At 62.9% G+C, this 26,126-nt stretch carries 23 protein-coding genes; 20 read left to right on the top strand and 3 right to left on the bottom strand.

Annotation, left to right across the window (positions count from 1 at the left end; genetic code table 11):
* Positions 1-44: 44 nt before the first annotated feature.
* A complete protein-coding gene (locus tag NJC38_RS22340) occupies positions 45-872 on the bottom strand; it encodes an IclR family transcriptional regulator (RefSeq protein WP_253117146.1) in 828 nt (275 codons plus the stop codon).
* 80 nt (positions 873-952) lie between these two features.
* On the opposite strand from NJC38_RS22340, the gene NJC38_RS22345 reads away from it, so the two are divergent.
* The 9 genes from NJC38_RS22345 (at position 953) to NJC38_RS22385 (ending at position 12,071) form a co-directional block, all read left to right on the top strand.
* The gene (locus tag NJC38_RS22345) at positions 953-1,759 is read left to right on the top strand and encodes an enoyl-CoA hydratase/isomerase family protein (protein ID WP_253117147.1); all 807 of its coding nucleotides are present in this window, start codon (positions 953-955) and stop codon (positions 1,757-1,759) included.
* A gap of 3 nt (positions 1,760-1,762) precedes the next feature.
* The gene (locus NJC38_RS22350; protein ID WP_253117148.1) at positions 1,763-3,847 is read left to right on the top strand and encodes an acetate--CoA ligase family protein; all 2,085 of its coding nucleotides are present in this window, start codon (positions 1,763-1,765) and stop codon (positions 3,845-3,847) included.
* A gap of 221 nt (positions 3,848-4,068) precedes the next feature.
* On the top strand, positions 4,069-4,896 hold the full coding sequence (locus NJC38_RS22355) for an ABC transporter ATP-binding protein (RefSeq protein ID WP_253117149.1): 828 nt from the start codon (positions 4,069-4,071) through the stop codon (positions 4,894-4,896).
* Positions 4,897-4,918: 22 nt separating this feature from the next.
* Positions 4,919-5,686: an ABC transporter permease gene (locus NJC38_RS22360; protein ID WP_253117150.1), complete on the top strand. Its 768-nt coding sequence runs from the start codon at positions 4,919-4,921 to the stop codon at positions 5,684-5,686.
* Positions 5,687-5,728: 42 nt separating this feature from the next.
* Positions 5,729-6,727 carry an ABC transporter substrate-binding protein gene (locus NJC38_RS22365; RefSeq protein WP_253117151.1) on the top strand — a complete coding sequence of 333 codons (999 nt, stop codon included), beginning with the start codon at positions 5,729-5,731 and terminating at the stop codon, positions 6,725-6,727.
* Positions 6,728-6,802: 75 nt separating this feature from the next.
* Positions 6,803-8,053 (top strand): OprD family porin, encoded by a 1,251-nt coding sequence (locus NJC38_RS22370; RefSeq protein WP_253117152.1) that lies wholly within the window; start codon positions 6,803-6,805, stop codon positions 8,051-8,053.
* Positions 8,054-8,069: 16 nt separating this feature from the next.
* Positions 8,070-10,154: a 3-hydroxyacyl-CoA dehydrogenase NAD-binding domain-containing protein gene (locus NJC38_RS22375; protein WP_253117153.1), complete on the top strand. Its 2,085-nt coding sequence runs from the start codon at positions 8,070-8,072 to the stop codon at positions 10,152-10,154.
* Positions 10,155-10,249: 95 nt separating this feature from the next.
* Positions 10,250-11,461 (top strand): 3-oxoadipyl-CoA thiolase, encoded by a 1,212-nt coding sequence (gene pcaF / locus NJC38_RS22380; protein WP_253117154.1) that lies wholly within the window; start codon positions 10,250-10,252, stop codon positions 11,459-11,461.
* A gap of 154 nt (positions 11,462-11,615) precedes the next feature.
* A complete protein-coding gene (locus NJC38_RS22385) occupies positions 11,616-12,071 on the top strand; it encodes an isoprenylcysteine carboxylmethyltransferase family protein (RefSeq protein WP_253117155.1) in 456 nt (151 codons plus the stop codon).
* A gap of 101 nt (positions 12,072-12,172) precedes the next feature.
* Here the strand turns inward: NJC38_RS22385 and NJC38_RS22390 are convergent, their stop codons facing one another.
* Positions 12,173-12,436, bottom strand: a complete 264-nt coding sequence (locus tag NJC38_RS22390; protein WP_045490686.1) for a DUF2790 domain-containing protein — start codon at positions 12,434-12,436, stop codon at positions 12,173-12,175.
* Between the two features lie 258 nt (positions 12,437-12,694).
* Here NJC38_RS22390 and NJC38_RS22395 point away from each other — a divergent pair, with 258 nt between their 5' ends.
* The 10 genes from NJC38_RS22395 (at position 12,695) to NJC38_RS22440 (ending at position 25,096) form a co-directional block, all read left to right on the top strand.
* The gene (locus NJC38_RS22395; protein WP_253117168.1) at positions 12,695-13,084 is read left to right on the top strand and encodes a cupin domain-containing protein; all 390 of its coding nucleotides are present in this window, start codon (positions 12,695-12,697) and stop codon (positions 13,082-13,084) included.
* Positions 13,081-14,580, top strand: a complete 1,500-nt coding sequence (locus NJC38_RS22400) for a methionine--tRNA ligase (RefSeq protein ID WP_253117156.1) — start codon at positions 13,081-13,083, stop codon at positions 14,578-14,580. The genes NJC38_RS22395 and NJC38_RS22400 overlap by 4 nt, the downstream gene beginning before the upstream one ends.
* Positions 14,581-14,597: 17 nt before the next feature.
* Entirely contained in the window at positions 14,598-15,689 is a 1,092-nt protein-coding gene (locus NJC38_RS22405; protein ID WP_253117157.1) for an FAD-binding oxidoreductase, read from the top strand.
* Positions 15,686-16,654, top strand: coding sequence for an ABC transporter substrate-binding protein (locus NJC38_RS22410; protein ID WP_253117158.1), 969 nt, complete (start codon positions 15,686-15,688; stop codon positions 16,652-16,654). The genes NJC38_RS22405 and NJC38_RS22410 overlap by 4 nt, the downstream gene beginning before the upstream one ends.
* 29 nt (positions 16,655-16,683) lie before the next feature.
* Positions 16,684-18,009: a SidA/IucD/PvdA family monooxygenase gene (locus NJC38_RS22415; RefSeq protein ID WP_045490696.1), complete on the top strand. Its 1,326-nt coding sequence runs from the start codon at positions 16,684-16,686 to the stop codon at positions 18,007-18,009.
* Positions 18,010-18,014: 5 nt separating this feature from the next.
* A complete protein-coding gene (gene sbnA, locus NJC38_RS22420; RefSeq protein WP_253117159.1) occupies positions 18,015-20,015 on the top strand; it encodes a 2,3-diaminopropionate biosynthesis protein SbnA in 2,001 nt (666 codons plus the stop codon).
* A 5-nt stretch (positions 20,016-20,020) separates the two neighbouring features.
* Positions 20,021-21,718, top strand: a complete 1,698-nt coding sequence (locus tag NJC38_RS22425; RefSeq protein WP_253117160.1) for an FAD/NAD(P)-binding protein — start codon at positions 20,021-20,023, stop codon at positions 21,716-21,718.
* Positions 21,719-21,749: 31 nt separating this feature from the next.
* Complete coding sequence (locus NJC38_RS22430) at positions 21,750-22,388, top strand: LysE family transporter (protein WP_253117161.1); 639 nt, start codon at positions 21,750-21,752, stop codon at positions 22,386-22,388.
* Between the two features lie 441 nt (positions 22,389-22,829).
* Positions 22,830-23,984 (top strand): iron-containing alcohol dehydrogenase, encoded by a 1,155-nt coding sequence (locus tag NJC38_RS22435; protein WP_253117162.1) that lies wholly within the window; start codon positions 22,830-22,832, stop codon positions 23,982-23,984.
* 2 nt (positions 23,985-23,986) lie between these two features.
* On the top strand, positions 23,987-25,096 hold the full coding sequence (locus NJC38_RS22440; protein WP_253117163.1) for a serine hydrolase domain-containing protein: 1,110 nt from the start codon (positions 23,987-23,989) through the stop codon (positions 25,094-25,096).
* A gap of 42 nt (positions 25,097-25,138) precedes the next feature.
* Here the strand turns inward: NJC38_RS22440 and NJC38_RS22445 are convergent, their stop codons facing one another.
* Positions 25,139-25,558: a topoisomerase gene (locus tag NJC38_RS22445; RefSeq protein ID WP_253117164.1), complete on the bottom strand. Its 420-nt coding sequence runs from the start codon at positions 25,556-25,558 to the stop codon at positions 25,139-25,141.
* A gap of 145 nt (positions 25,559-25,703) precedes the next feature.
* Between NJC38_RS22445 and NJC38_RS22450 the strand changes: the two genes are divergently transcribed.
* Positions 25,704-25,961, top strand: a complete 258-nt coding sequence (locus NJC38_RS22450; protein WP_253117165.1) for an acyl carrier protein — start codon at positions 25,704-25,706, stop codon at positions 25,959-25,961.
* The last annotated feature ends 165 nt before the right edge of the window (positions 25,962-26,126 follow it).

Raw genomic sequence — 26,126 nt, forward strand, 5'->3', positions numbered from 1 at the left:
CGTTACGCATTGTTTGGCACCACAGGTGTCTGTCGACGCGACGTTCAGCGCGGCAGTTGCTGGCAGTGGTCCCGAATCGCATCGGCAAGCCTGATCAGTGCGGGTGCATAACGCTCGACAATTTCTTCAGGGCTGGACGTGGTCGCCAGACTGATATTCAACACATGTCCCCGGTAAGCAGGCAGGTTCAGAGGTGTGGCGATGGCGACCACCTCGGGTTGCCAGGAGGCGACGCAATAGCCGTGAGTCTGCACACTGCGAACGGCCTCGTCGATCTGCAGTTGCAACTGTGCCGCGCGTGATTCACAGCGGCGGGATTTGAACAGCTCAACCAGCCGCTTGCGCTGATCCTCTTCGAGTGTTGACAGGTACGCCCTGCCCAGTGAGGTGATATCCATGGGCAGGCGCTGGCCGTTCATGACGTTGCGTGGGGATTTGCGGGTGCCGAACCGGATCGACTCCAGATAGATCATCTCGTCCCCATCGGCCGCTGCGAGACTGACGTTGACCTGTTCGCTGCGCGCCACCTCTGTCATCAGCGGGTTAGCCATCTGTAGCAACGAGCTGCCGTGGTACATCGAGTGCGCCAGTCCGAGCAGTGATACCGAGAGTCGGTAGGCGCCATTACTCACGTCGTAGTCTAGAAATCCTGTACGCACCAGCGTCTTGGTCAGCCGGCTGACGGTGGATTTCGACAGCCCGGTGGCCTCGCTCAGATCTCCGTTGGTCAAGTGTTCGGTACCCGGCCGAAAGGCGCGAAGCAAGCCCAGCCCGCGTTCCAGCGAACGGTTGGGAGTGGCCTTGCCATGCCCCGGCACAGCAGCGCGTGCGGAGTTCTCGTGTTCCATCTGATGGAATAGGTGCGTTGTCATGCTGCGGGCTCTCCATAAGACTGAAGTCCAGCCGGCCAGTCCCGGATGGATGTTCAACGAATAATAAAGAGAGTAACCGCATGACGATTTCTCAGGAAATTTCCGCTTCCATTGATCTGGCCGTCGTCGACGGCATCGCCACCCTGACCCTCAATCGCCCTGAGGCGCGTAACGCCATCAGCGATGATATGCGCACCTTGTTGATCGAGCATCTGGAACAGGTCGCGGCAGACCCGGCGCTCAAGGCGCTAGTGGTCACGGGCGCTGGCAAGGGCTTTTGTGCAGGTGGTGACATCAAAGGCATGCAGGCGCGCATGAGCGCCCCGGCCGGCTCCGTCGCCTTCAATGGCTGGAAGCGCCAGCAGCGTGTCCATCATGCGGTTTCGTTGTTGCACAATATGCCTAAACCCACCATCGCAGCGGTCAATGGCGCAGCCACCGGACTGGGCTGCGATATGGCGCTGAGCTGCGATTTCATCGTCGCCTCGGAGCAGGCGTCCTTCGCCATGAGTTATATCGCCCGTGGCTTGATTCCTGACGGTGGCGGCCTGTACTTCCTGCCTCGCCGGGTTGGCCTGCCGAAGGCCAAAGAGCTGATTTTCAGCGGCCGAATGGTAGCCCCGCCGGAAGCCCATCAGATCGGCATGATCGACCGGGTGGTTGCGCACGACGAACTGCTGACGGCGGCTCATGAGTGGGCGCTGGAGCTCTCTGCCGGCTCGGCCACAGCGCTTGCACTGAGCAAATCTATTCTCAACAACAGTTTCGAGCTGACCCAGAGCCAGATTTGCGCAATGGGCAGTCAGGCGCAGGGCATCTGCTACACCTCCAGCGAACATCAGCAATCGGTTGCCGCCTTTCTGGCGCGCAAGGCGCAAAGGAACTGAGTCATGAACCAGATCACTCGCCTTCTCAGCCCATCCAGCGTCGCCGTGATCGGTGCCTCCGGTGATGCCCGCAAGACCTCGGGGCGACCTATTGCTTTCCTGCGCAAGCACGGTTTTCAGGGGCGCCTGTATCCCGTCAATCCGCGTTACGAAGAAATCGATGGCATGCGCTGTTATGCCTCGGTGGCCGAGCTTCCCGAGGTGCCGGATGTCGCGCTGATCCTTCTTGCCCCGGAACGGGCCAACCAGGCTGTGGCCGAGTTGGCTGCGCGCGGCTGTGCGGCCGCTATCGTGCTGGCCGGCGGTTATGGTGAAACCGGAGAAGCCGGTCTGCAGCGTCAGCAGGAGCTGGATGCTGCGCGCGGCTCAATGCGTATACTCGGCCCCAATACCATTGGCCTGGTCAACCTGACCGAGCGCATCACCCTGTCGGCCAGCGGTGCGCTGGACATGGACGAATTGCTCGCGGGGCGAATCGCCGTGGTCTCGCAGAGCGGCGGTATTCTGGGCGCGCTACTTTCGCGCGGCGTTTCGGCCGGGATTGGATTCTCCAAGCTGATCTCCACCAGTAACGAGGTGGATCTTGATGTCGCTGATTTTGTTGATTGCCTCGCCGAGGATCCGGCAACTTCGGTGATCGCGCTGTATCTGGAAGGGCTTCGCGACAGCGAAAAGTTCACCCATGCGGCGCTTAAGGCGCGCGCCGCTGGCAAGCCGATAGTGGTCTATAAGGTCGGCCGCTCGGAGGCGGGCGCCCACGCGGCCAATTCGCACACCGGCGCGTTGGCCGGTGCCGACAACCTCTATTCGGCGTACTTCCGGCAACTGGGTGTGATCCGTGCCGAAACCTTTGCAGACTTGCTCGATATTCCTTTTGCCCTTGCCAGTGGGCGCGTCATGCGCGGTCAGCGGGTGGCCATTCTTACGTCCACGGGCGGAGCTGGTACGCTGATCGCCGACAATCTGGGTGTCGCAGGGTTTGAAACGCCTACACCGGGCGCCGAGACAGCAGAAAAATTGCGCGCACTCGATATTGGTGATCAGGCTGTATTGGATCGTAACCCCATCGACCTGACCTTGGCCGGTCTGCAACCGGAGCTGATGCGCAAGGCCATCAGCATTCTGCTCGACAGCCCGGATTTCGATGCAGTGATCAGCGTGGTCGGCTCCTCGGGGGTGGCGCAGCCGCACCTGATGGCCGATGCGATTCGCGACAGCCTGGCAGGCTCCGACAAACCGGTACTGGCCTATATCAGCCCCCACGCACCGTCTGCCGCACAGCGCATAAACGGCTCTGGCGGCGTGGCGTTCAGTGCCCCGGAAAGCTGTGCCAGTGCCTTGAGCGCTCTGGCAGCCTGCGCTGCGCTGCAGGCCGAGCCGTTTTCGCCAACGGCAAAGTCACCCTCCAGCGCGGTGTTCAGCGAGCCACTGCCTGCCGGTCAACTCGATGAGGAGCGCAGCAAGCGCCTGTACGCCAGCTTCGGTATTCCGGTAACCCGTGAACGGGTCGTGCGCGATGCCGAGCAGGCTGCACTGGCCGCACGAGAGCTGGGTGGCAAAGTCGTCCTGAAGGTGCTCTCCGAGCGCATTGCCCACAAGAGTGAGGTCGGCGGCGTTGCTTTGGCGGTGGAAGCCGAAGTGATCGGTGAGCGTCTTGAGCGAATGCGTGACGAAGTGGGTGGCCATGTGGGGTTTACCCCCGAGAGCTTCCTGGTTCAGGAAATGGTCGTGGGCGGGCAGGAACTGATCCTCGGCTTTCACCGCGACCCCCAGCTTGGCCCAGCGTTGTTGCTGGGCATGGGAGGGGTGACAGCCGAACTGTTCCAGGACACCACGCTGCGTTTGCTACCGGTCAATCGCGAGCAGTCCCGGCAGATGTTGTGCGAACTGCGCACTTTCCCGCTGCTGGACGGTTTCCGTGGCAGGCCCAAGGCCGACCTCGACGCGGCCATCGAGTGCATCGTGGCGTTCTCGGACATGGCCATGCAGCTGGGTGACCGCCTGGTGGAAGCGGAAATCAATCCGCTGCTGGTGCGCCCGGCAGGGCGTGGGGTCGTGGCGCTGGATGGGCTGACCGTCATTGCCTGAGTGAAAGACGCCTTTCCATTAGGTGGAACAGCGCCGTTGCCCCCAGAACTCAGGCTCGCATAATCAAATACAGCTTCATTTCAGACTCATAAAAACAAGTAGGTCGCTATGAACCATTACGCCCACACCATGCCGTGGTGGCAGTCCGCTTCGACCCGTCCTGCTGCTGAGCGCGTGAATCACGCACTTGGTAGCCAAACCTCGAATTTGGAGTAATTGCCATGACTGCCGTGCTAAAAAATCCCGCCAACCTCGAGGCGGTTGGTGCCAAAGCCACCGCACCCACCGTTATTTCCTTTCGCGACGTATCCAAGTCCTTCACGGTGAAGGGCGTTACCAAACAGGCCTCACACAGCATTAACATCGATATCCAGCAAGGCCAGGTGGTGACCATCATCGGCCCGTCCGGGTGCGGTAAGTCCACGCTGCTGAACATGGTCGCCGGGCTTTTTTCGCCGACCACTGGTGAGGTGGTTTATCGCGGTGAAAAGGTCAGCGGCATCAATGGCCGCACCGGCTACATGACCCAGAGCGATCACCTGCTGCCATGGCGTGATGTGGCTAGCAACATCGCCACGCCGCTGGAAATTCAGGGCGTACCCAAAGCGCAGCGTCAGGAGCGCATTCTGGAGTTGATGGCGCTGGTCGGGCTGACCGGCAACGAGAAGGCCTACCCGAGCCAGTTGTCTGGCGGCATGCGCAAGCGCGCCGCGCTGGCCCGACTGCTTGCCTATGACCCCGAAACCCTGCTGATGGACGAGCCGTTCGCAGCGCTCGACGCGCAGCTGCGCCTGCGCATGCAGACCGAGCTGTTCAAGCTCAGCCGGCAGTTGAAAAAGACAGTGCTGTTCGTCACCCATGACCTGGATGAGGCCGTCGCCCTGGGCGACCGTTGCCTGATCTTCTCCGGTCGCCCCGGCACCATCGTGCGTGATGTGCCGATTCCGCTGGGTGATGATCGCAACATCCTCCAACTGCGCAAGGACCCGCGCTACCACGAACTGTGCGGCGAGCTCTGGGAATTCATCTCCCCTGATCACGACGCCTGACGCTCACTCTGGAGGAATTGACATGAATATTTTTCTTGGTCGTATCGCCATTCTGGCGACGATTCTGATTGGCTGGCAGCTTGCTTCAGGGCCGCTGATCGACCCGTTTTTCATCAGTTCACCTGCCGAGATCGGCAAACGCTTCGCTGATCTGGTCAGCAGTGGCCGGTTGTTCTCCCATGGCTGGATCACCGTGGTGGAAACCCTGGTGGGCTTCTTCTTCGGCGCATGCGCCGGGATCACCGTGGGCCTGGTCCTGGGCCGCAACGAGTTGCTGGCCAAACTGCTCGATCCTCTGCTGATTGCCATCTACAGCTTGCCGAAGATTGCCTTGGCGCCGCTGTTCATCATGTGGTTCGGGATCGGCATCGAGATGAAGATCATCCTCACCGCCACGATCGTGTTCTTTCTGGTGTTCCTCAATACCTACAGCGGTGTGCGTGCCGTGGAGCGCGAGCAGTTGGAAATTCTTCGCCTGATGGGCGCCAGGGAGCATCACCTGATCACCAAAGTGGTGCTGCCGTCGGCCATCCAGTGGGTGTTCACTGGCCTGAAGCTGTCAGTGCCGTACGCACTGATCGGTGCCATCGTCGGCGAGATCATGGCGGCCAATCGCGGCCTGGGTTATTTGCTGCAGGACGCCGCCGGGCAACTGGACACTGCCGGGGTGTTCGCTGCGCTGATCGCCATCATTGCGCTGGCGCTACTGCTCCAGGCTGCGGTGCGCAAGCTGGAACAGGTGCTGATGCCCTGGAAACGCGATCAGCAAGAGCGTGAGCTGTCGGTTTGAAATCACCCCATTGAAAAAAACAAGAAACACGAGGTTCAATTCATGTCGATCAAACGTCTGGTAACTGCGCTGGGCCTCGCCGCCCTGTTGGGTATGGCATCGCTTCAGGCCATGGCTGCCAAGGAGATTAAAGTCGCGCTGGGCACTGATGGTTTTGTGCACATGCCACTGTTCGTTGCGCTGGATGGCGGCTTTTTCAAGAAGCACGGCCTGGATGTCGAACTGGTCAAGTTCAAGGGCGGCGGCGCAGCGGCTTCCGGGTTGGCCAGCCGTTCGGTGGAGTTCTGCTCCTGCGCCATACAAAACGCGATCAATGCCAAGGTGAAAGGCGCAGATATCACGCTGCTGGGCCGTATGGTCGGTCAGTACGCCAGTAACGTGGTGATCCGTCAGGAAGTCGCGGACAAACTGGGCATCACCGATGCCACGCCGATCCAGCAACGCCTGGCCGCGTTCAAGGGGCTGCGTCTGGCGGTTAGTGGTTCTGGTGGTAGCGCCGATTTCCTGGTGCGCTTCCTCGGGTTGGAAGGCGGACTGCAGTCGGAGAAGGACTTCACACTGCTGTACCTCAACAACGGTGGTGCGATGTTGGCGGCGTTCGCCCAAGGTAATATCGATGGCTTTGCGCTGTCTTCGCCAACGTCGGAAAGCGCGGTCATCGACCAGAAGGGCTTCACGCTTCTGGACATGTCCAAAGGCGAAGTCGAGGCGCTCAATGGTTATCCGTCCATCGCGCTTAGCGCCCGCCGCCAGTGGGCCGAGGAGAACCAGGAGACAGTCAAGGCGTTCCTCGCGGCGCTCAGCGATGCCACAGCGCAGATCAACAACCAGCCGCAAGAGGCCATGAAGCAGGTGCGCAAGCGCTTCGACGGGGTCAATGATCGGATCTATGCCGCCGCCTGGGAAAACAACCGCGAGTCGTTCCCGAAAACGCCTTACCTCGAAGAGGTCGATGTGGAGCGGGCAATCAAGTTCCTGAGCCGAGTCCAGAACGTGACAATTCCCGGCAAGGCTGCGGACTACCTCACTCAGATCCGCTGATCGGCCTCGCTCTACAGGTTTGACCGGCGCCTGCCCCACGCAGCAGGTGCCGGTTCTTTTCTTCGGTACCAGACCATGAACATGACCAAACACATGCCGTTTTTTGCGGTAGGGGTAAGCCTTGCCAGTTACCTCCCTTGCGCCAGCGCCGAGGGCTTTTTCGCAGACAGCAAGGCGTCAATGGAACTGCGCAACTTCTACATGAACAGGGACTTTCGCGAGGGCACCGCGCAATCCAGGCGAGAGGAGTGGGCGCAGGGCTTCATCCTGCGCTACGAGTCTGGCTACACGCCCGGTGCAGTCGGCGTAGGTGTCGATGCCATCGGCATGCTCGGTGTCAAACTGGACTCGGGGCGCGGGCGCAGTGGCACGGGCCTGCTGCCCGTTCAGGATGACGGTGGCGTCGATGACGAATTTTCCAAGGCCGGTGCCACGCTCAAACTCAAGGTGTCGAACAGCGTGCTGCGCGTCGGCACTCTGTTGCCCAAATGGCCAACACTGGCGGCGAATAACGGGCGCTTGTTGCCGCAGACGTTTGAAGGCGCGCAGTTGCAGATTGGTGAGTTCAAACCGCTCCAACTGGTCGGCGCGCATATCAGCGATACCGTGTATCGCGACCAGTCCGGGTCCGAAGGACTGAGGCTCAACAACAAAAATCGCCGTTTCAGCGGGACGCTTGATGGCGGCAACTTCGACATGCTGGGTGCCACGTATCGCCTCGGTGAAGCGAGCGACCTTACCGCGCAGTACGCCGTACTCGGGGATCTCTATAGGCAGCAGTTCTACGGTTTCACCGACCGGCGCGAGGGCAACTGGGGCGCGTTTCTCAGCGATGCACGGCTGTTCGTGACTGACGACGAAGGCGCAGCGCGGGGTGGCGCCATCGACAACCGTGCGTTCAGTGCGATGGCCACCTACAAGGCCGCCGGGCATTCGTTTGGCCTAGGTTATCAGCGTATGTCTGGCGACTCGGCGTTTCCCTACGTCAATGGCACCGATCCGTTCCTGGTCAACTTCGTTCAGGTCGGTGACTTCGCCGAAAAAGACCAACGCTCCTGGCAGGTTCGCTACGACTACGACCTGGCCAGGCTCGGCATCCCCGGGCTGACCTTCATGACCCGCTACGTCAAGGGCAGTGGCGCCGATGTGCCCGGTGCCGCTGCAGGGGGGGAGCGCGAGTTCGATGTGGAACTGCAATACGTGGTGCAAAACGGTTCGCTACGCGGGTTGGCAGCGCGGCTGCGTAGCGCCACCTACCGTTCGGATTTCTCTCGTGATGCCGACGATGTGCGGGTGATCGTCAGCTATCCGCTTTCACTTCTGTAGCCTGCTGGAGGCATTTATGAATTCGACCGTGGTTTTACAGCGCGACGGCGAGATTGCGCTGCTACTCATCGACAACCCGCCCGTCAATGCGTTGTCTCGTCAAGTGCGCGAGCAACTGCTTGAATGCCTGCACCAAGCGCTGGGCGACAAGACTGTGACAGCGCTGGTGATCGCCAGCGAAGGCAATACCTTCGTCGCCGGGGCGGATATCAAGGAGTTCGACCTGCCGTTGCAGGCGCCGCATTTGCCGGATTTGCTGGCGATGATCGAAAACGCCACCAAGCCGGTGATTGCCGCCCTGCATGGCTCGGTTTTTGGCGGTGGCCTTGAACTGGCATTGGCCTGTCACTATCGCCTGGCTGAGGGCAATGCCCGGTTTGCCTTGCCGGAAGTCAGCCTGGGATTGATACCGGGCGCCGGTGGCACCCAGCGCCTGCCAAGGCTATGCGGCGCACTGGCGGCACTGGAGATGGTGGTGGGCGGTGAGCGAATCGACACCGCCCGCGCGCTGCAGATCGGGCTGATCGACAAGGTAGTGGCAACTGAACTGCGCTCCAGCGCCATCAGTTGGGCATATGAAGTTGCTCAACGGCCGCCGCGCCGTGTGCGTGAGCAACCGATACCGGCATACGACGCCGCCGTTTTTAACGAGCGCGCCGCGCAACTGCTGAGCAAACTGTCTGGCCAGGAGGCGCCGCCTCTGGCACTTGAGGCGCTGCAACAGGCGTCCCGGTTGCCGTTCGAGGCCGGTATGGCGCATGAGCGCGAGATATTCATTGCTCGCCGTCAGAGCCCCCAGGCCCATGCGCTGCGTCATGTGTTCTTCGCCGAGCGCGAGCTTGCCGCGCGCGTTCGAGCGCATGCCCGGAGTGCGCCAACCCGGTCGATTGAAACCGTCGCGGTGATCGGCGCCGGTCTGATGGGCAGCGGTATCGCCTTGTGCCTGGCCAATACAGGCATCCCGACGCTGCTCGTTGATACGCAGGAGCAAGCACTGGAGCGGGGCCGCTTGGTGGTCGAACGTTACTACCAAGGCTCGCTGGAGAAAGGCAAGCTCAACGCCGATGAAGCATCGCGTCGTACCTCGCTGATTCGCTACGCGACCACGCTGAGCAGCGTCGCCGATGCCGACCTGATCATTGAGGCGGTGTTCGAGGATTTGGCGATCAAGCAAGAGGTTTTCCGCCAGCTGGACCAGTTCGCCAAGCCAGGGGCCATTCTCGCCACCAATACCTCGTACCTCGACGTCACCGCGATCGCCAGTGCCACCTCCCGGCCAGGTGATGTGATCGGCATGCACTTCTTCAGCCCGGCCCAGGTCATGAGACTACTGGAGGTGGTGCGAACCCCGCAGGTGCTGCCCGAGGTACTGGCCAGTGTGCTGCAGCTCGGCGCGCGGCTGGGCAAGACGGCCATCGCGGTCGGCAACTGCTACGGGTTCGCAGGCAATCGGCTGTTGGCGGTGCGCGAGCGCGAGGCTGGTTTTCTCCTCGAAGAGGGTGCCAGCCCGCAGGATGTGGATCGGGTGATTCGCGGCTTTGGCTTCCCCATGGGGCCTTTCGAACTGCGCGACCTGTCGGGGGTGGACATCGCCTGGCGCAATCGCCAAGGCCGTGCCGGGCACCTGTCCGAGGCCGAGCGACGCTGCGACCTGATTGAGCAACTGCATGCCGCAGGGCGTCTGGGGCAGAAGTCCGGTGCGGGTTATTACCGTTACGAACAAGGTCAGCGTCGTGGTGTGGCGGATGAGTTCGTCAGCCAAATGCTGGTCGAGCACCGTCGCCGTCGCGGTATCACTCCACGACCAATTGGCGATGATGAAATTCTCGCTCGCTGCCTGTTCGTGATGATCAACGAGGCCGCGCACTTGCTTGAACAAGGCATCGTCGACAGCGTCAATGACATTGATCTGGTGTGGCTGCATGGCTACGGCTTCCCGCGCTACAAGGGCGGCCTGCTGTATTACGCCGATCAAGTGGGGCTCGCCACTGTCGCCACGGCGCTTAGCAACTGGGCACGAGCCTTTGCTGAGCGTGGGATTGAGGTTTCCGGGATGTTGCAGCGTATGGCTGAAGAAGGTCGCAGCTTTACACATGGCTAGCGGCGGGACCTGAATTGAGTCGACCGATCTTGAACGCCGCCCGATCGGAAGCGGTATAGGCGGCAGGTAACGGCCAACAGTTTGGAGAGAAGTTGATGATTCACGATGTGTTTATCTGCGATGCGGTACGTACCCCGATTGGGCGCTTGAACGGCGCGCTTTCAGCCGTACGTGCGGACGACCTGGCGGCAATTGCGCTCAAGGCGCTGGTTGAACGCAACCCGCAAGTCGATTGGTCGGCCGTTGATGAAGTGTTCATGGGCTGCGCCAACCAGTCCGGTGAGGACAACCGCAACGTTGCGCGCATGGCGTTGCTGCTGGCGGGGTTGCCGCAAAGCGTGCCGGGCGTGACCCTGAACCGTCTCTGTGCTTCGGGCCTGGAAGCGGTGGGGGCTGCCTTTCGTGCTATCGCTTCAGGCGAAATGCAGCTGGCTATTGCGGCCGGTGTCGAGTCGATGACCCGAGCGCCTTATGTAATGGGTAAGGCCGACAGCGCTTTCGGGCGTGGCCAGGTGCTGGAAGACACCACCTTGGGCTGGGGCTTCGTTAACCCACTGATGAAAGCGCAGTACGGCGTCGACCCGATGCCCGTCACGGGCGATTACGTTGCCGAGGACTACGGCATCAGTCGCGCTGACCAGGATGCCTTCAGCCTGCGCAGCCAGCAACGTGCCGCAGCGGCCCAGCAAGCCGGTTACTACGCCGAGGAAATCGTCCCGGTGCAGATCAAGACCCGAAAGGGCGAAACCGTCGTCGACCGTGACGAGCATCCACGTGCCGACACCAGCGCTGAAGGCCTAGCCACGCTCAAACCGGTCAACGGGCCGGACAAAACCGTCACCGCTGGTAACGCCTCGGGTCTGAACGACGGCGCTTCGGCAATGATTCTGGCCTCAGCAGAGGCTGTTGCGAAGTACGGCCTCAAGGCTCGCGCCAAAGTTTTGGGTATGGCCAGTGGCGGCGTCGCGCCACGCATCATGGGCGTTGGTCCGTTGCCTGCGGTGCGCAAACTGCTGAACCGGCTGCAACTGGATATCGACGCTTTCGACGTGATCGAACTGAACGAGGCGTTTGCGGCTCAGGGGTTGGCGGTTATGCGTGAGCTCGGTCTGCCGGACGACAGTACCAAGGTCAACCCGAACGGCGGTGCCATTGCCCTCGGCCATCCACTGGGCATGAGCGGCAACCGCCTGGTGCTGACGGCAGTTCATCACCTGGAAAAGACCGGCGGCAAACTCGGTCTGGTGACCATGTGCGTGGGCGTAGGGCAGGGCCTGGCGCTGGCTTTGGAGTGCGTTGAGGTGTGATCAAACCGATAGAGGGTGGAAAGCGAAATTCGCCCTCTAAGCGCACAGATACGGGCTGGCGGGTGCTGCAGCCTCTATTGGGCTCATGATGCTTGACCCTGAAGTAGCTACAGCCTTTACTCTGATCGCTATTGGGCTCTATCAGGAAGTGATCATGGACAATCGAATTCCCCCACCGCTGGTTGCTACCCTGTTCGGCCTGCTGGCGTGGTTAGCTTCGCGATACTTGCCGGGCACTCTGAGTCTGGCTGTCGAGTGGCGTATTGGCGTTGCGCTGGTGGTGGCGCTGGTAGGCGTGGCGATTTGTCTGGCGGGTGTGTTTTCCTTCCGCTGCGCACGCACCACGGTTAATCCACTAAAGCCGGAAACAGCTTCAGCGCTGGTCAGTTCGGGCGTCTACCGATACACACGCAACCCCATGTACCTAGGTTTTGCCACAGTCCTGCTGGCCTGGTCGATCTTTCTTGCCTGGCCGCCAGCCTTGCTGGGTGTGCCGGGTTTCGTGATCTACATGACCCTCTTCCAGATCGGGCCGGAGGAGCGAGCCTTGAGCCGCCTTTTCGGGACAGAGTTCACGCAATATTGCAACCGGGTCAGGCGGTGGTTGTAGCAAATCGACTGCCAGTAAACCGACGAGTTCGGTGCAAGCTTCAGTACAAGGCGGCAAGCCGTACTTGAACCGCCTTCACGGATCGGCAAACGCGCACGGCCTCAACCATGCGACGAGCAGGTCTCACTCAAGCGTTTGTAGTGCAACTCATGCTCCACACCCTGGCTGTCCATGTAAACCATGCTCGCCACCACTGGCTCACACAGGTCGGACTCGGGTGCCTCAATGCTCACGACTTTCTTGATATCCAGATTCTGGCCATAGCCATATTGCTGAACAACCGGCTGCTCGACAGCAGCAGTCTGGTCATTGGCTGAGGCCATCAGGCTGGCCAGCGACAGGGCGGCAAACAGAACGTATTTCATGACAATCTCCACACTCATCAGGTTGCAAAGTCGCGAATGCGCTTTGCCTATGGCCATCATTTTAAGGAGGCCCCCTGATTCCCGGAAATGGTGGCTGTCGATACACAGAATCAACGAAACCGATGGCGTTCAGTGCCGGCGACCGAAGGTTATCGATCAAATTCATTGATGCGTCGCCCCTGAGCTATCCGGCGATCCGATAGCGGCCTTGCGCCAGCAATTTCATGCTTGACCCACTTCAAACAGGCGGGTCAGCGCATGGAAACCTTCGACATTTACCGGAAAACCCGATTTGACGCCCTCGTGCACGAATACGGCCTGGACGGCAGCCGGTTGCTGCCCTGGGCAGGCTATCCGATGCCGTTTGGCGGCGGCTGGTGCGTGGTGCGCCCCGGCACCACTACGCAAACCCACACGCAAATCGATCAGGAGCTGTTCATCGCCATCGAGGGCAGCGCCCGGCTGGTGATCGGTGACCAGCAGATGCCGTTCAGCAAGGGCGACATCGCGGCCATCCCGAAACACACCCACCACTACGTAATCAACGACTCGGCCGAGGACTTTCATTTCTACGTGATCTGGTGGGACCTGAATCACGTAAACAACTTCCTTGCCCAGCACAACGACACCACCGGGTGCCTGGCATGAGCCGCTTCATCGTCACCATCACCCCGCCAACGCCCAATGGCGACCTGCACATCGGCCATATCGCCGGCCCATTTCTGGGCGCCGACGTGTTCACTCGGGTCCAGCGCCAGCGCGGTCATGATTGTGTGCTGCTGTCTTATTCCGACGACTACCAGTCCTACATGCTGCGCAAGGGCCTGGAGCAGGGCGTCGACCCCGTGGAACTGGCGCGGCGCAACAGCGACCGTATCGAGGCGTCGCTGGCGGCAGTGAATATCCAGCCGGATAGCTGGATGCGTCCGTATGACAATCGGTTTTTCAGGCAGGCGGTCAGCGAGGTATTTGCCAAGCTGCAACAGGCCGGCGCCATCGAATTTCGTGATAGCCAGGAGGCGTACTGCCCCGACTGCGACAAATGGGGCTATGAAGCCTTCGCCCGTGGCCTGTGCAATTACTGCGGCCATGACTCGGACCCCAGTCAGTGCGAGCAGTGTGCCCAGGCGCCGGATGCCGCACTGATGAGCGGGCTGTACTGCAAGCTGTGCCACAAGGCGCCGCAGTTCAGGAGCACCCACCGGGCGTTTCTCAAACTGGCCGAATTCAAGGCGCCGCTGCGTGACAGCCTGCTGGGCCGACAGTGGCGTGCGCCGCTCAACGCCTGGCTGCGCGACACCCTTGAACACTTGCACGACTGGGGCGTGACCCGGCCCCACGACGCCGGGCTGGACCTGGCCGCCGACGGCTCATGCCGGGTGCACACCTGGTTCATGGGCCTGGCCGGCTACATCGCGGCGTTTCGCGAGTATGCCGAGCGCATTGGCCAGCCGGAGCTGTTCAACCAGTACTGGCGTTCGGGGCAGGGCACGCTGGTGAATTTTCTAGGCTTCGACTGTGTCTTCAGCCATTGCATCGTTTACCCGGTGCAACTGGCGGTGCATGACGAGTTGCGGGTCCGTCAGCATTTCATGCCCAACCAGTTTCTCAAGCTCGACGGGCTCAACCTGTCCACCAGCCGCAACCACGCGATCTGGGTCGGCGATCTGGCGCGCCAGGCCTGTGCCGACAGTGTGCGCTTGTACCTCGCCAGCGTCGCGCCGGAGCAGAGCGAAGGCGACTTTCGCCTGCAGCACTTTCAGCGCTGGCGCCAGGATGTGTTCCTGGACTTTGTCCCGGCGCTGCTGCAAGCCGGTCCCGATCAGCGTGAGCACGGCTGGAACGGCTTTAACGGCGCCGATGCCGGGCTGCTCGAAGCGCTGCGCCTGCAATGGTGCAAGGCCACCGAGCTCAAGCAGTTTTCGATCCGTGGCATGGCTCAGGTGCTACTCGACACCATCGCGATTACCCGTACGCGGCTGGAGGCGGGCCGCCCGGTCAGTCACTTCGCCGCGCTGATCGCGGTGTTCGGCAAGGCACTGATCCCGCAAACCGCCGCCGACATCGTAAATGCCTACGCACTGCCCGAAGCACGGCTGAACGCTGTCGTGTTCGGCGGTCCGGCCCCTGACTATTCGATCTGAGCGGCCAGCGCATGAGCATGGATTATCAAGTCGCGGTGATCGGTGCCGGCATTGTCGGCGCGAGTATCGCCGCCCGCTTGCTGCACCTGGGCCTGAGCGTGGTGCTGCTGGAGCAGGGCAGCGTCGCCAGCCGCGGTGCCAGCGCCTGTTCCGGTGGGTTGCTGCGTTTGTACGACGCCGACCCGCTATTGATGCAACTGACTGCGCATTCGCTACGGGTCATGGCTGAGGCGCCGTTTGCCGACACCTACACCCGAGCGCTGCGGCGCTGCGGCGTGCTGTATCGCGCCGATACCGCGCATGAGAGTGCACTGGAGGCGGCGATAGAGCGCTACGCCAGCGCGGAGTATCCGCTGCGCAGAGTCCAGGGTTTCGGTCCCTGGTCGGCGCGTGCGGATCGCGCTGACCTCTACGAACCGCATGCCTGCGTCGGCGATGTGCGTGCGGCCACTGCGCGGCTGTGCCAGCGCGTGCGCCGCGACGGGCTGCTGCTTGAGCATTGCCGGGTCGAGGCCATCGACTGGCAGGCCAGTGGTTCGGCCCACATTCAACTGGGAGAGGCGCGCCTGGATTGCCAGACCGTGGTGCTGGCCAGCGGCGCGTGGACGCATCGGTTGTTACCGGAGCTGGCGCTGCAAAGCCGCGCGATTCCGTTGGCCAGGGTCCAGACCGAGGCCGCCTGGCCGCTGCCGTTGATCGACGCGGTTAGCGGCAGTTATGCCATCCCGCTGGGGCCACATCTCGTGCAGAGCGGTTGCGGGCTGCGTGACCGGGCGCTGCTGCCGGAGCAACTGGCGCGGCCGGATGCCCGGCATATCGAGGATGCCCGGCAACGGGTCGGCCAACTGGCCGGCGGCGGGCGGGTCAGGGTGCTGGATGTGGTGCCGGGCTTTGACAGCTACAGCGCCGATGGCCGGCCACTGCTGGGCTTTGTGGATGAGCCGCGCGGTTTGTACGTGGCTTGTGGGCTGTCCGGGGTGGGCTTCAAATTCGCGCCGGGTATTGCCGACCTTGCCGCCCGGCAGATTCAAGGCTACTTGCATGACGGGCAGCGGTCGGTTGACCCGCATTGGGCCGGGCTGGACGCGCGACGGGGTATGCCGTCATGACGCCAACCGCCATGAAAGTCGGGATCAGCGCGGTGTTCGACCCGGCTGTCACTCCCCATGCACGGACCTTTCTGCGCGCGTTGGCAGCAGGCCGCAACCTGATACCGGGGCTGGCTGGCGTGCAGTGGCACTGGCTCGACGACGGGGCCGACCCCCGGCAGGCCGCCATGGTGGCGCAACAGATGGTCGAGTGGGGCGCCGATCTGGTGCTGGGCCATTTTTCGTCCGACGCCGCGCTGGCCGCCGCGCCCCTGTATGCCCGCCACCAGATTGCGCTGCTGACACCGGCGGCTACGCTGCAAGACTTGACCCGATTCCCCAACGTGCTGCGCGGTTGCCCGTCGGATCGGCAACTGGCCGGCGAGCTGTTGGCCTGGGCCATCAGCCGCTTGTGGCAACGCCTGTATGTGCAGGCTGATGACAGCGCACACGGCCAGGCACTGGCGGCGGCGATCCGGCACAGTGCGCTGGCCCATGGTCTGCAACCGGTAACCGACCGCGAGCAAGCCGACGCCGAGGTGTTTGCCGGGCGCCTGAAATCCAGCTGCGCCTACCTGCAGGCTCGACGCCGGGCCGGTTGCAGCCGACCGCTGATATTTACCGATGACGCCGTTTCGCCGTTTTTCGGCACTGGCCAGCCGGTTGGCGACCAACCGCAAGCCACTTGGGTCATCGGCTTTCACCCAGGCCCCGAGGATTGCCCGGCGGCCCGCCAGCACCGGCAGTGGTTCGCCAGCCCGGCGCAGACCTATTACCGAGAGAGCCTGCGCCTGCTGCATGGCATTGGCGTGCTGGCACGGCGCAATCTGCCCGATCGCCGCGCCTTGCTCGACGCCTTGTGCAACGAGGTGTTGGCCACCCCGCTGGGGCCGCTGGCTTTCTTGCAGAACGAAATACGCGATGCCTCCACCCAGCTCTGGCACCTCGGGCCGCAAGGCCTGCAACCGGTCACCCCGACCTTTTAACCCCCTATTCAATCAAGGACAGATTCCTGATGAGTCTTGCAACCACCACCGTCGATGCGCTGTGCATCGGTTTCGGCCCTGCCGGGATTGCCCTGGCCTGCGCTTTCGAAGATGCCCGCGAACAGGGTCTGCCATTGGGCCGCGTAGACATGCGCTTTGTCGAGGCAGCCGCCGACAGTCAATGGCACCCTGAGCTGTTGCTGGCCGGCACCGACATCAATCACCACGTGTTCCGTGATCTGGTGACGCCGCGCAACCCGCGCAGCCGTTTCTCGTTCGCCATGTACCTCAAGGACAAGGGGCGGTTGTTTGATTTCGGCTTGCTCGGGCGTCCGGCCAGCCGTCATGAGTGGTCCGATTACCTGGGCTGGGTCTCACGCCAGGTCGATGCACGCACCTGCTTCGATACGCGTATTGACGAGGTGCTACCGGTGATTCGTCATGGCCGGTTGTGTGAGCTGCGGGTCGAGACGGCGCACGGCGCGTTCGAAACCCGCAACCTGGTGCTGTCCAGCGGTAGCGCCGCGTACATACCGGAACTGTTCCAGCCTCTGCTGGGGCCGAAGGTGTTTCATACCTCAGGCTTTGTCAGCCATATGCAAGCCTTCGCCAGTGAGCGGCCCAAGCGCTGGCTGGTGCTCGGCTCCGGGCAAAGCGCCAGTGAGTCGGTGCTGGAACTGATCGGCCGCGATCGGCAGGTCGAGATTCACTCGGTGCACCGCACCGCCGGCTTCAAACTCACTCAATTGGGGCAATTCCCCAACCGGGTCTTCGGCCCCGAGCATGTCGATTACTTCCACAGCCTGGACGCTGGCGCCCGCCAGCAGTTTCTCGCCTACAGCCGCGCCACCAACTATGCCGGCATCGACCCGGATGAAAGCCAGAAGCTGTTCTCGCTGATCTACGAAGACACCGTTGCCGGTCGTCAGCAGCTGCACACCCATCACTACCAGCACGTCACTGGCGTGCAGCTGTGTGGTGATGCGTATCAGGTCACCCTGACCGACCGTTTCAGCCAGCAGACCCGGCAACTGGAGGTGGACGGCATCGTCCTGGCCACCGGCTATCAGCAGTACCGCGTGCCGCCGCTGCTCGCCGGCCTGCAGCCATGGCTGGCCGCCGATGAGCAAGGCGCGCTGGTGGTCGATCGCGATTACCGCATCCACACCCAGGGCGCCTGCGACGTGCAGCTATGGAGCAACGGCTTGTCCGAACGCAGCCATGGCATCAGCGACAGCCAGTCGTTCTCGATGCTGGCCCTGCGCGCCGGGCGGATAGCCAGCGCCTTGCACCAGGCATCGACCCGCCCGGTCACAGCTGCCGGCTGCAAAACTACCCTGGCCTTGAGCGAGTGACCGGTATGTATGACAGCATCGGCGACATCGTCCATGACCAGACCTTCCTCAAAATCAGCGGCCTGGGCGCGGACTTTCATCTGAAAATGGAGTCGTTCAACCCGGCCGGTTCGATCAAGCTCAAGACCGCCAGCGGGCTGGTCGACGACCTGCAGGCGCGGGGGCTGATCCAGCCCGACTCGATCCTCATCGAGTCGTCATCCGGCAATCTTGGCGTAGCCTTGGCCATGCTCTGCGCCGCCCGCGGCCTGCGCTTTACCTGCGTGGTCGACCCCAACACTGCCAGCCATAACCTGCGCCTGATGCGCAGCTATGGCGCTGAGGTCATTCAGGTCGAAAAAACCGACGCCAATGGCGGCTTTCTCGGCACCCGAATCGAGTTGATCCGACAGTTGCAGGCCAGCGACCCGCGTTACCTGTGGCTTAACCAGTACGCCAATGCCGCCAACCCCAAGGCCCACGCGCGGACCACGGCCCGCGCCATCGCCGGGCACTTTGCCCAGGTCGATTATCTGTTCGTCGGGGCCGGGACCACTGGCACCCTGATGGGCTGCGTTGAGTATTTTCGCCAGCACAGCCCGCACACCAGAATCATCGCCGTCGACAGCGTGGGGTCGGTGACCTTCGGCACACCCGCCAGCCGGCGTTTCATTCCAGGTCTGGGCACCAGCCAGCGTCCGCCGATCTTCGACGCCGCCGGCATTCATGCGCTGGAAATGGTCCCTGAGGCCCACACGGTGGTCATGGCTCGGCTGCTGGCGCGCAGCCGCGGGCTGCTGGTGGGCGGCTCGACGGCCACGGTGATCAGCGCCGTGCATGCCTGGCGCGAGCGTATCGAACCTGGAGCGGTGGTGGTGGCGGTGTCGCCGGACTGGGGCGAGCGTTACCTCGACACCCTGTATGACGATACGTGGGTTGAGCAGCGCTTTGGTCGCGAGGTGCTGGCGATGAACTTGGCAGACCTGGGGCGCGAGCCTGCACGCACCACCTGGCTGCCCACACCACAGGCGGATTTTCATGTGCTCGACGGGCAATGTGTGGCGCAGATTCTGGCGGCTGATCCGCTGGCCTGTATCGATGACGTGCGCCAGGCCTATCTGGATCACGAAGCCGGGCGCAGCATCAACCCGGACAGCTATTTCCTGCGTTTTCCCCGGCAGCCGGCTAACCGCATCATTGCCTTGCCGGCCAGCCTGGAGGGCGAGCAGCCGGTCACCGGGATCAAGTGGATTTCCAGTTTTCCGGCCAATATCGACAACGGCCTGCAACGGGCTTCGGCGGTATTGCTGCTCAACCGGCCCGACACAGGCTATGCCTATGCCTGCCTGGAAGCCTCTCGGATCAGCGCCATGCGCACCGCGGCCTCGGCGGTGCTGGGCGCCTGGTGGAGCAATGGCCAGCGCCGCGCCGCCGACCATCTGGCACTGGTGGGGGCGGGGTTTATTGCCCGCAGCATCGTTGATCTGTTGATTGCCGATGGCTGGCGGTTCCAGCGCATCACGGTGCATGACCCGCATGCGCCGTCGGCCGCCGCCTTGATCGGCCATCTGGCCGAACAGCACGCGCTGCAAGCCGAGCAGGTTGAGCTGGCGGCCAGTCTGAGCGCCGACCTATTGGTGTTCGCCACCACCGCGCCGACGCCTTACGTGCATGAGCCGCTGCTGCGTGCCGGTCAGGTGGTGCTGAATATCTCGCTGCGCGATCTGGGGCCAGCAGTGATCGCCCAGGCCAACAACCTGTTCGATGACGTCGAGCACTGCCTGAAGGCCGGCACCTCGCCGCAACTGGCGGTCGAGCACTATCAGCAGCGCGCGTTCATCAGCGGCAGCCTGGCGCAATTGATGCTCGGCCAGATCAGCCTTGATCCGGCCAAACCGACCATCTTCTCGCCATTTGGCCTCGGCGTGCTGGACCTGGCGGTAGGGCAGCGCGTGTATCGCCGGGCGCTGGAGCAGGGCCGGGCCTTGCCGGTGCCGAATTTTTTCTTTGAATCCAGCCGCTGGTGACGACCATGTACACAATCGCCATTGTCGGTATGGGCTCGCGCGGGCTGAGCCTGCTGGAGCAGTTCATTGCCCTGAGCCGCGCCAACCCGCATCTGCCGCTGCAACTGGACCTGTTCGATCCCGCTACTCCGGGCAGTGGCCTGCACCTGAGTGACCAGCCCGATTACCTGATGCTAAACACCATGGCCGGGCAGATCTCTGCGTTCTGCACCGCCCACCCGGCCACCCAACCGCCGGGGCCGAGCTTCCTGCAGTGGTGCCAAGCGCGAGATCTGCGCCTCGACGCCCGCGGCCATGTCGACCCCAGCGGGCAGGGCCGGCCGCTGGCCTTCGCTGACTTCGTGCCGCGTCGTTTGCTGGGGCTGTACTTGCAAGACAGCTACCGCTGGCTGCTGGGGCATTGCCCGGCACAGTTGCAGGTGCGTCACTACCCGCAGCGGGTGAGCCGTGCCCTGCCTGCGGCCGGTGGTTCGGGCTGGCAACTGACCACCCAAGAGGGCACTTGTCATCACTACCACGGATTGTTCATCACCAGCGGCCATGCGCCGGCCACGCCGCTGCCGGCCGAACCCGGCGCACGGGTGGCGATCGAGGGCCTGGGCCTGAGCGCCATGGATTGCATCGCCGAACTGACCCAAGGCCGTGGCGGCCGCTACGTGGCTGATAACGGCCTGGCCGGTTGGCGCTACCTGCCCAGCGGCCGCGAGCCGCAAATCTACCTGTATTCACGCAGTGGCTTGCCGTTTCATGCCCGGCCAAGCGGTTTTGACGCGCCGTGCCAGCCCTGGCCACGGCTGTTCTTCACCGCCGAGGCCATCGAACGGCTGCGCGCAGAGTCTGGTTGCGCGCGGCTGGACTTCGCCCGCGATCTGCTGCCGTTGATCACCGATGAAATGCGCGCGGTGTTCTATCAGGCCAGCGTCAGCCTGGCCGAGCCGCAAGGGTTGCCCGCAGTCCAGCAGGCCTTGCGCGAGACGGCGCAGCGCGATGAGTTGTTTGCGCAACTGGCCCGACAGTGGGGGGCTTTCGAGCCGCTGCACTGGATGCCGATGCAGCCGTGGACGGGCGACGATTACCCGCAGTGGCTGCGCCGCTGGCTTGAGCAAGACCTGATTCGCAGCCGCCTGGGCCGCCGCGCCAGCCCACTGACCCAGGCCCTGGAAGTCTGGCGTGACTACCGCGACCTGCTGCGCCTGGCGGTTGACCACGACGGCCTGCTGGCGCACTCACGGGTGGATTTTTACCGCCGTTTTGCCGGGCTCTCCAACCGTCTGGTCGGCGGCCCGCAGCAAGAGCGCTACGAAGACCTGCTGGCGTTGCTCGACGCCGGCGTGGTGCACCTGCTGGCCCCAGGTCAGGTGCCTGCGCAACTGGACTGCATCGTTCGGGCACGCAATGCCCACAGCGGCCTGAGCCTCAATGCCAGCGGTTTGCTCGGCGACCTGCAACGTCAGGGCCTGATCCGAGCCGCTCAGGCGTTTCCCGCTGACGGCGTGTTGGTCAACGACCAACACCGTGCGATCCGCGCTGATGGCTGCGCACATTCGCGGCTATGGCTGCTGGGGCCAGTGGTGGAAGGCAGCACCTTTTACAACCACTACGTACCGACCCCCGACCCGCATTGCCTGGCGCCGCTCCAGGCGCGCCGGGCGGTGCAGGACTGCCTGGGCGCATTGGCCTCGCCGTGCGCCGTGGCCTGTTGACCCCGTTTTCTCACTGACAAGGACCGACCCCATGTACTCGATACCCTACGAACTGACCCTGCTCACCGCGCTGGCCGGCGCCTTTATCGTGCTGATCATCAGCCCGGGACCGAATTTTCTGGTCATCACCCAATTGTCCTGCAGCCAGTCGCGCCAGCAAGGCATCTGTGCCGGTCTTGGCGTGGCCTCGGGCAGTATCATCTGGGCGCTGCTGGCCGTCACCGGCTTGGGCCTGATGTTCCAGCAGTTGCCCTGGCTGCAGCCGGCCCTGCAACTGCTTGGCGGCGTTTACCTGAGCTGGCTGGGAATCAAAAGCCTGCGCAGCGCCGGCAACCCGCCGGCCCCTCGCGATATCAACGCACTGGGCATTGCCAGCCTGAGCCGCGCCTACCGCTTCGGCCTGCTCACCAACCTGACCAACCCCAAGGCGTTGGCGTTCTATACCAGCGTGTTCACCACCGTCGCTGCACCGGGCCTGCCCATCTGGGTGCGCAGCGCCGGGGTATCGATCATCGCGGTGTTGGCCATCTCTTGGTTCGTACTGCTCGCCACCCTGTTCTCGATCCCGGCCATCCAGGCCCGCTACCAGCGCATGAAAAAAGCCATCGACATCATCACCGGGCTGTTCATGGTCGGTTTTGGCCTGCGTTTGCTGGTGGGACTGATCTGATTCACCACCGGTAAGAAAGATTAATGACTGAATTGGCTCATCGCTTGCCGTTGCCGTTGCCGTTGCCGTCGCAGTTGCCGTTGATTTTGATCTTCGAGCCGAGATCGTACAGACGACGCGAATCGCGACTTGGGTGCAGGCCGAGGGTAGGCATCGATTTGGGGGAGAAACCGACAGGGAAGTCGGTTTCAGGTGCGCTGGGCAGGGACGCCCATCGCGCCGGCCCCCGAATCGATGCCGTACGGAGGGAAGTTCGCCCGCAGGGCGGACCCAAGCCAGGAGCAATGCCTTTGCCTACTTTGGGCAAAACCAAAGTAGGTCGCCCGTCGGGGCGAAACCCGCAGCCCAGACGACCGCGCCAATGATCTTTGCCCCGCATTAAGCCGTTCACACACCAGCCGCGCCTATGCAAAACACCCACCCACTTGCAGAGACCGTTCAATGCACACCAACAACTGGCATTACCCCACCTCCATCCGCGTTGGCGCCGGGCGCGTCCGCGAGCTTGCCGATGCCTGCCGCAGCGCCGGCATCCAGCGTCCGCTGTTGATCACCGACCGCGACCTGGGCAGCCAGCCGATGATCCAGCAAGCCCTGGACGACTGCCGCCGCGAACTCGGCCAGTGCGCACTGTTCGATCAGGTCAAGGGCAACCCCACCGGCAGCAACGTCGCCGCAGGCCTTGAGCGCTACAAAGCCGGCCAGCACGACGGGGTGATCGCCTTTGGTGGCGGCTCGGCACTGGACGCCGCCAAGGCCGTGGCTCTGATGTCCGGCCAGCACCGCCCGCTGTGGGATTTTGAAGACATCGGCACCAACCACCTGCGTGCCGACCCCGACGGCATTGCGCCGCTTATCGCTGTGCCGACCACCGCCGGCACCGGTTCGGAAGTCGGTCGCGCCGCGGTCATCACCGACGAAGCGGCACGGGTCAAACGCACCATCCTGCACCTGCGGATGATGCCCAAAGTGGCGATTCTCGATGCCAGGCTGACCCTCAGCCTGCCACCGGCACTGACCGCCGCCACCGGCATGGACGCGCTGACCCACTGCATCGAAGCCTGGTGCTCGCCGGTCTGGCACCCGATGGCCGAAGCCGTGGCGGTCAAGGGCCTGCAGATGATCCGCCAGCACCTGCCACGGGTGGTGCGCGACGGCCAGGACCTTGAGGCCCGCGAGCAAATGCTGGTCGCCTCCAGCCTCGGCGCAGCGGCGTTTCAGCGCGGGCTGGGTGGCGTACATGCCATTGCCCAGTCGCTGGGCGCGCTCTACGACCATCACCACGGGCTGCTCAACGCGATCGTGTTGCCCTATGTGCTGCTGGCCAACGAGGCGGCGCTGCATCAACCCATGAACGAGCTGGCCCATGACCTGCGTTTGCCCAAACCGGGCTTCAATGGGGTCATGGACTGGTTACTGCAATTGCGCCACGACTGCGGCATCCCGCACACACTGACGGCATTGGCTATTGATGAGCGTGATGCCGAATTGATCGGCCAGATGGCCTTCAAGGATGGCTGCTCGCACACCAACCCGGTGCGTCACGGTGCCGAGGGCTATCAACGGATTTTCAGCCATGCCGTGCAGGGGATGTGACGGTGCAGCAGCTCAATGACTTCTGGCTGCGGCAGGTCGACAGCGGGCGGATTGTCGGTGGGGTGTTGTTGCTGGCCGAGGCCGGTGAACTGCGCTATGCCAGTGCTTGTGGCTGGGCTGACCGCGAGGCGCAACGACCCATGCAGCGCGACACCGCCATGCGCCTGGCGTCGCTGAGCAAATTGCTGACTTCGGTCGCCGTGCTGCATCTGTGCGAAACGGGCGTACTGGACCTGAAAGGCCCTGTCAGTGACTGGCTGGGGTATTTTCGCCCACGCCTCACCGATGGTCGCGAGGCAGTGATAACCCTGCGCCAGTTGCTGTGCCATACGGCGGGGCTGGGCTACGGTTTTGAATTAGCGCCGGGCAACGCCTACCAACGGGCCGGGGTGTCTGACGGGTTGGATGACCCAAGCCACAGCCTGCAAGACAACCTGCGGCGTCTGGCACAGCTGCCGCTGTTGTTCGAGCCGGGTACGGCGTGGCGCTACTCGCTGGGCACTGATGTGCTGGGGGCGGTCATCGAGGTGGCCTGCGGTCTGGATCTGGCTGAGGCGATCAACCGCTATGTCACAGGTCCGCTGCAGATGCGCAGCACCGGCTTTACTGCCTGCGACTCTCTGGCCCGCGCCTACAAGGACGCCCCGACGCTGCCACAACCGATCAGCGATCATGATCGTCTGCCGCTGGATGGCGGGGTGGCACTGCTCAGTGCCCGCCGGGCGTTCAACCGCCAGGCTTACGCCTCAGCCGGCGCCGGGTTGGTCGGCACCGCCGATGATTACCTGCGCTTGCTTGAGTGCTTGCGCCTGGGCGGTGCGCCGCTGCTCAGCCCGGTCAGTTGCGCGTTACTGACCGCCAACGCGTTGGGCGAGCTGCCCATGACCAGTCGCGGCGCTGGCTGGGGCTTTGGCCTGGGGCCGGCGGTGCTGCTTGACCCTGTGGCTGCCGGCCAGCCGCAAGGGGCGGGTAGCTGGGGCTGGTGCGGGTTGTATGGTTGCCACTATTGGGTCGACCCGCAGGCCCAGCGCAGCCTGGTGGTGCTGACCAATACCGCAGTGGCCGGCGCTTGGGGCGAGCTGGCAGACGGTATCGTGCAGCACATCTATTGATGAGCGGCCACAGGGTATGGCTAATGAACGCGGCGGTTCTGGCTAGCGTTGGCGTTTGTTTGCCGGTTTGCTGCGTACCGGTTGCGACGGCATCGGCGCAAAGATCGCCCTGATGCCCCTGCATTGCGGATAGTCCGCACAGCCCCAGAAGTTGTCGCCAGCCTTGGCGCCGCTACGCGCCACTTTCATGACCATGGTCTTGCGGCAATGCGGGCAGGCCGGGGCATTTGTCTTCGCATCGGGCGGCGGGGCGGCAGGCTTGGCTTCTCTGGCCTTGGGCCGGGCGGTTGTGGTTTTGCCGGTCGGCGCGGGCCGCGCCTCTTGGGCCATCGGCGGTGCGGTGTCTGGCAGGCTTTCGGGGGCTGCCAGTCGCTTGCGCTCGGCAAATGCCGTGACAAGCCTGCTGATAAAAGGCAGCTTTCTGGCGAGCCTGAGCAGCAGGGAAGGCGATTGGTGTGTCATGGGGGCTGTCGTAAAAGTGAACCGTGTGGGCGCCATGCAGGTGGCGGCCGGAGTCTGATGTTAGCGCAACCCTAGCGTGGTGATTGACAGGTGTCAGGCTGCTGGGCAGTCTGATGGCCTTACGACATTTGGGATGAGGGGCATCATGGACAACGAAGCACTCAGAAACAAGCTCAACGTCATGATTGCCGAGCAACTGGGCATTTCAGAGCAGGAGGTCAGGCGCGGCTACGGCGGTTACGGCCACACCCTGGAAAATCTGGGTGCCGATGAGTACGACATCATCAGCCTGTTGATGGCGCTGTCTGGCGAGTTCGGCATCAGCATCTCGGATGAAGACGCACAGACCCTGGATACGCCGAAGGCGATTTACGAGTACATACTCAAGCAGACTCAGGGCTGACCTGAATATTGTTCATTTAGGTAATGTATACCCCCCCGGTGGGAGCCAACTGTCTTTCATCATCCCCCGATGAATGGGCATTTTATAATGCCATCGCGGATAGATTCCGCGATGGCGGGCAAAGCCCGCCCCCCATTCAAACCACGTGATCACGCCATGGTGTTC

It is taken from the genome of Pseudomonas sp. 21LCFQ010, from assembly GCF_024129905.1.
GTDB lineage: Bacteria > Pseudomonadota > Gammaproteobacteria > Pseudomonadales > Pseudomonadaceae > Aquipseudomonas.

What these genes read in the sequence shown, in the direction of transcription:
- NJC38_RS22445 (WP_253117164.1), bottom strand. Translation starts at nt 25,558, where the DNA reads ATGACACACCAATCGCCTTCCCTGCTGCTCAGGCTCGCCAGAAAGCTG.
- NJC38_RS22370 (WP_253117152.1), top strand. Translation starts at nt 6,803, where the DNA reads ATGAACATGACCAAACACATGCCGTTTTTTGCGGTAGGGGTAAGCCTT.
- NJC38_RS22400 (WP_253117156.1), top strand. Translation starts at nt 13,081, where the DNA reads ATGAGCCGCTTCATCGTCACCATCACCCCGCCAACGCCCAATGGCGAC.
- NJC38_RS22450 (WP_253117165.1), top strand. Translation starts at nt 25,704, where the DNA reads ATGGACAACGAAGCACTCAGAAACAAGCTCAACGTCATGATTGCCGAG.
- sbnA (WP_253117159.1), top strand. Translation starts at nt 18,015, where the DNA reads ATGTATGACAGCATCGGCGACATCGTCCATGACCAGACCTTCCTCAAA.
- NJC38_RS22425 (WP_253117160.1), top strand. Translation starts at nt 20,021, where the DNA reads ATGTACACAATCGCCATTGTCGGTATGGGCTCGCGCGGGCTGAGCCTG.
- NJC38_RS22405 (WP_253117157.1), top strand. Translation starts at nt 14,598, where the DNA reads ATGGATTATCAAGTCGCGGTGATCGGTGCCGGCATTGTCGGCGCGAGT.
- NJC38_RS22360 (WP_253117150.1), top strand. Translation starts at nt 4,919, where the DNA reads ATGAATATTTTTCTTGGTCGTATCGCCATTCTGGCGACGATTCTGATT.
- NJC38_RS22415 (WP_045490696.1), top strand. Translation starts at nt 16,684, where the DNA reads ATGAGTCTTGCAACCACCACCGTCGATGCGCTGTGCATCGGTTTCGGC.
- NJC38_RS22410 (WP_253117158.1), top strand. Translation starts at nt 15,686, where the DNA reads ATGACGCCAACCGCCATGAAAGTCGGGATCAGCGCGGTGTTCGACCCG.
- NJC38_RS22350 (WP_253117148.1), top strand. Translation starts at nt 1,763, where the DNA reads ATGAACCAGATCACTCGCCTTCTCAGCCCATCCAGCGTCGCCGTGATC.
- NJC38_RS22345 (WP_253117147.1), top strand. Translation starts at nt 953, where the DNA reads ATGACGATTTCTCAGGAAATTTCCGCTTCCATTGATCTGGCCGTCGTC.
- NJC38_RS22375 (WP_253117153.1), top strand. Translation starts at nt 8,070, where the DNA reads ATGAATTCGACCGTGGTTTTACAGCGCGACGGCGAGATTGCGCTGCTA.
- NJC38_RS22435 (WP_253117162.1), top strand. Translation starts at nt 22,830, where the DNA reads ATGCACACCAACAACTGGCATTACCCCACCTCCATCCGCGTTGGCGCC.
- NJC38_RS22385 (WP_253117155.1), top strand. Translation starts at nt 11,616, where the DNA reads ATGGACAATCGAATTCCCCCACCGCTGGTTGCTACCCTGTTCGGCCTG.
- NJC38_RS22365 (WP_253117151.1), top strand. Translation starts at nt 5,729, where the DNA reads ATGTCGATCAAACGTCTGGTAACTGCGCTGGGCCTCGCCGCCCTGTTG.
- NJC38_RS22430 (WP_253117161.1), top strand. Translation starts at nt 21,750, where the DNA reads ATGTACTCGATACCCTACGAACTGACCCTGCTCACCGCGCTGGCCGGC.
- NJC38_RS22390 (WP_045490686.1), bottom strand. Translation starts at nt 12,436, where the DNA reads ATGAAATACGTTCTGTTTGCCGCCCTGTCGCTGGCCAGCCTGATGGCC.
- NJC38_RS22395 (WP_253117168.1), top strand. Translation starts at nt 12,695, where the DNA reads ATGGAAACCTTCGACATTTACCGGAAAACCCGATTTGACGCCCTCGTG.
- pcaF (WP_253117154.1), top strand. Translation starts at nt 10,250, where the DNA reads ATGATTCACGATGTGTTTATCTGCGATGCGGTACGTACCCCGATTGGG.
- NJC38_RS22340 (WP_253117146.1), bottom strand. Translation starts at nt 872, where the DNA reads ATGACAACGCACCTATTCCATCAGATGGAACACGAGAACTCCGCACGC.
- NJC38_RS22355 (WP_253117149.1), top strand. Translation starts at nt 4,069, where the DNA reads ATGACTGCCGTGCTAAAAAATCCCGCCAACCTCGAGGCGGTTGGTGCC.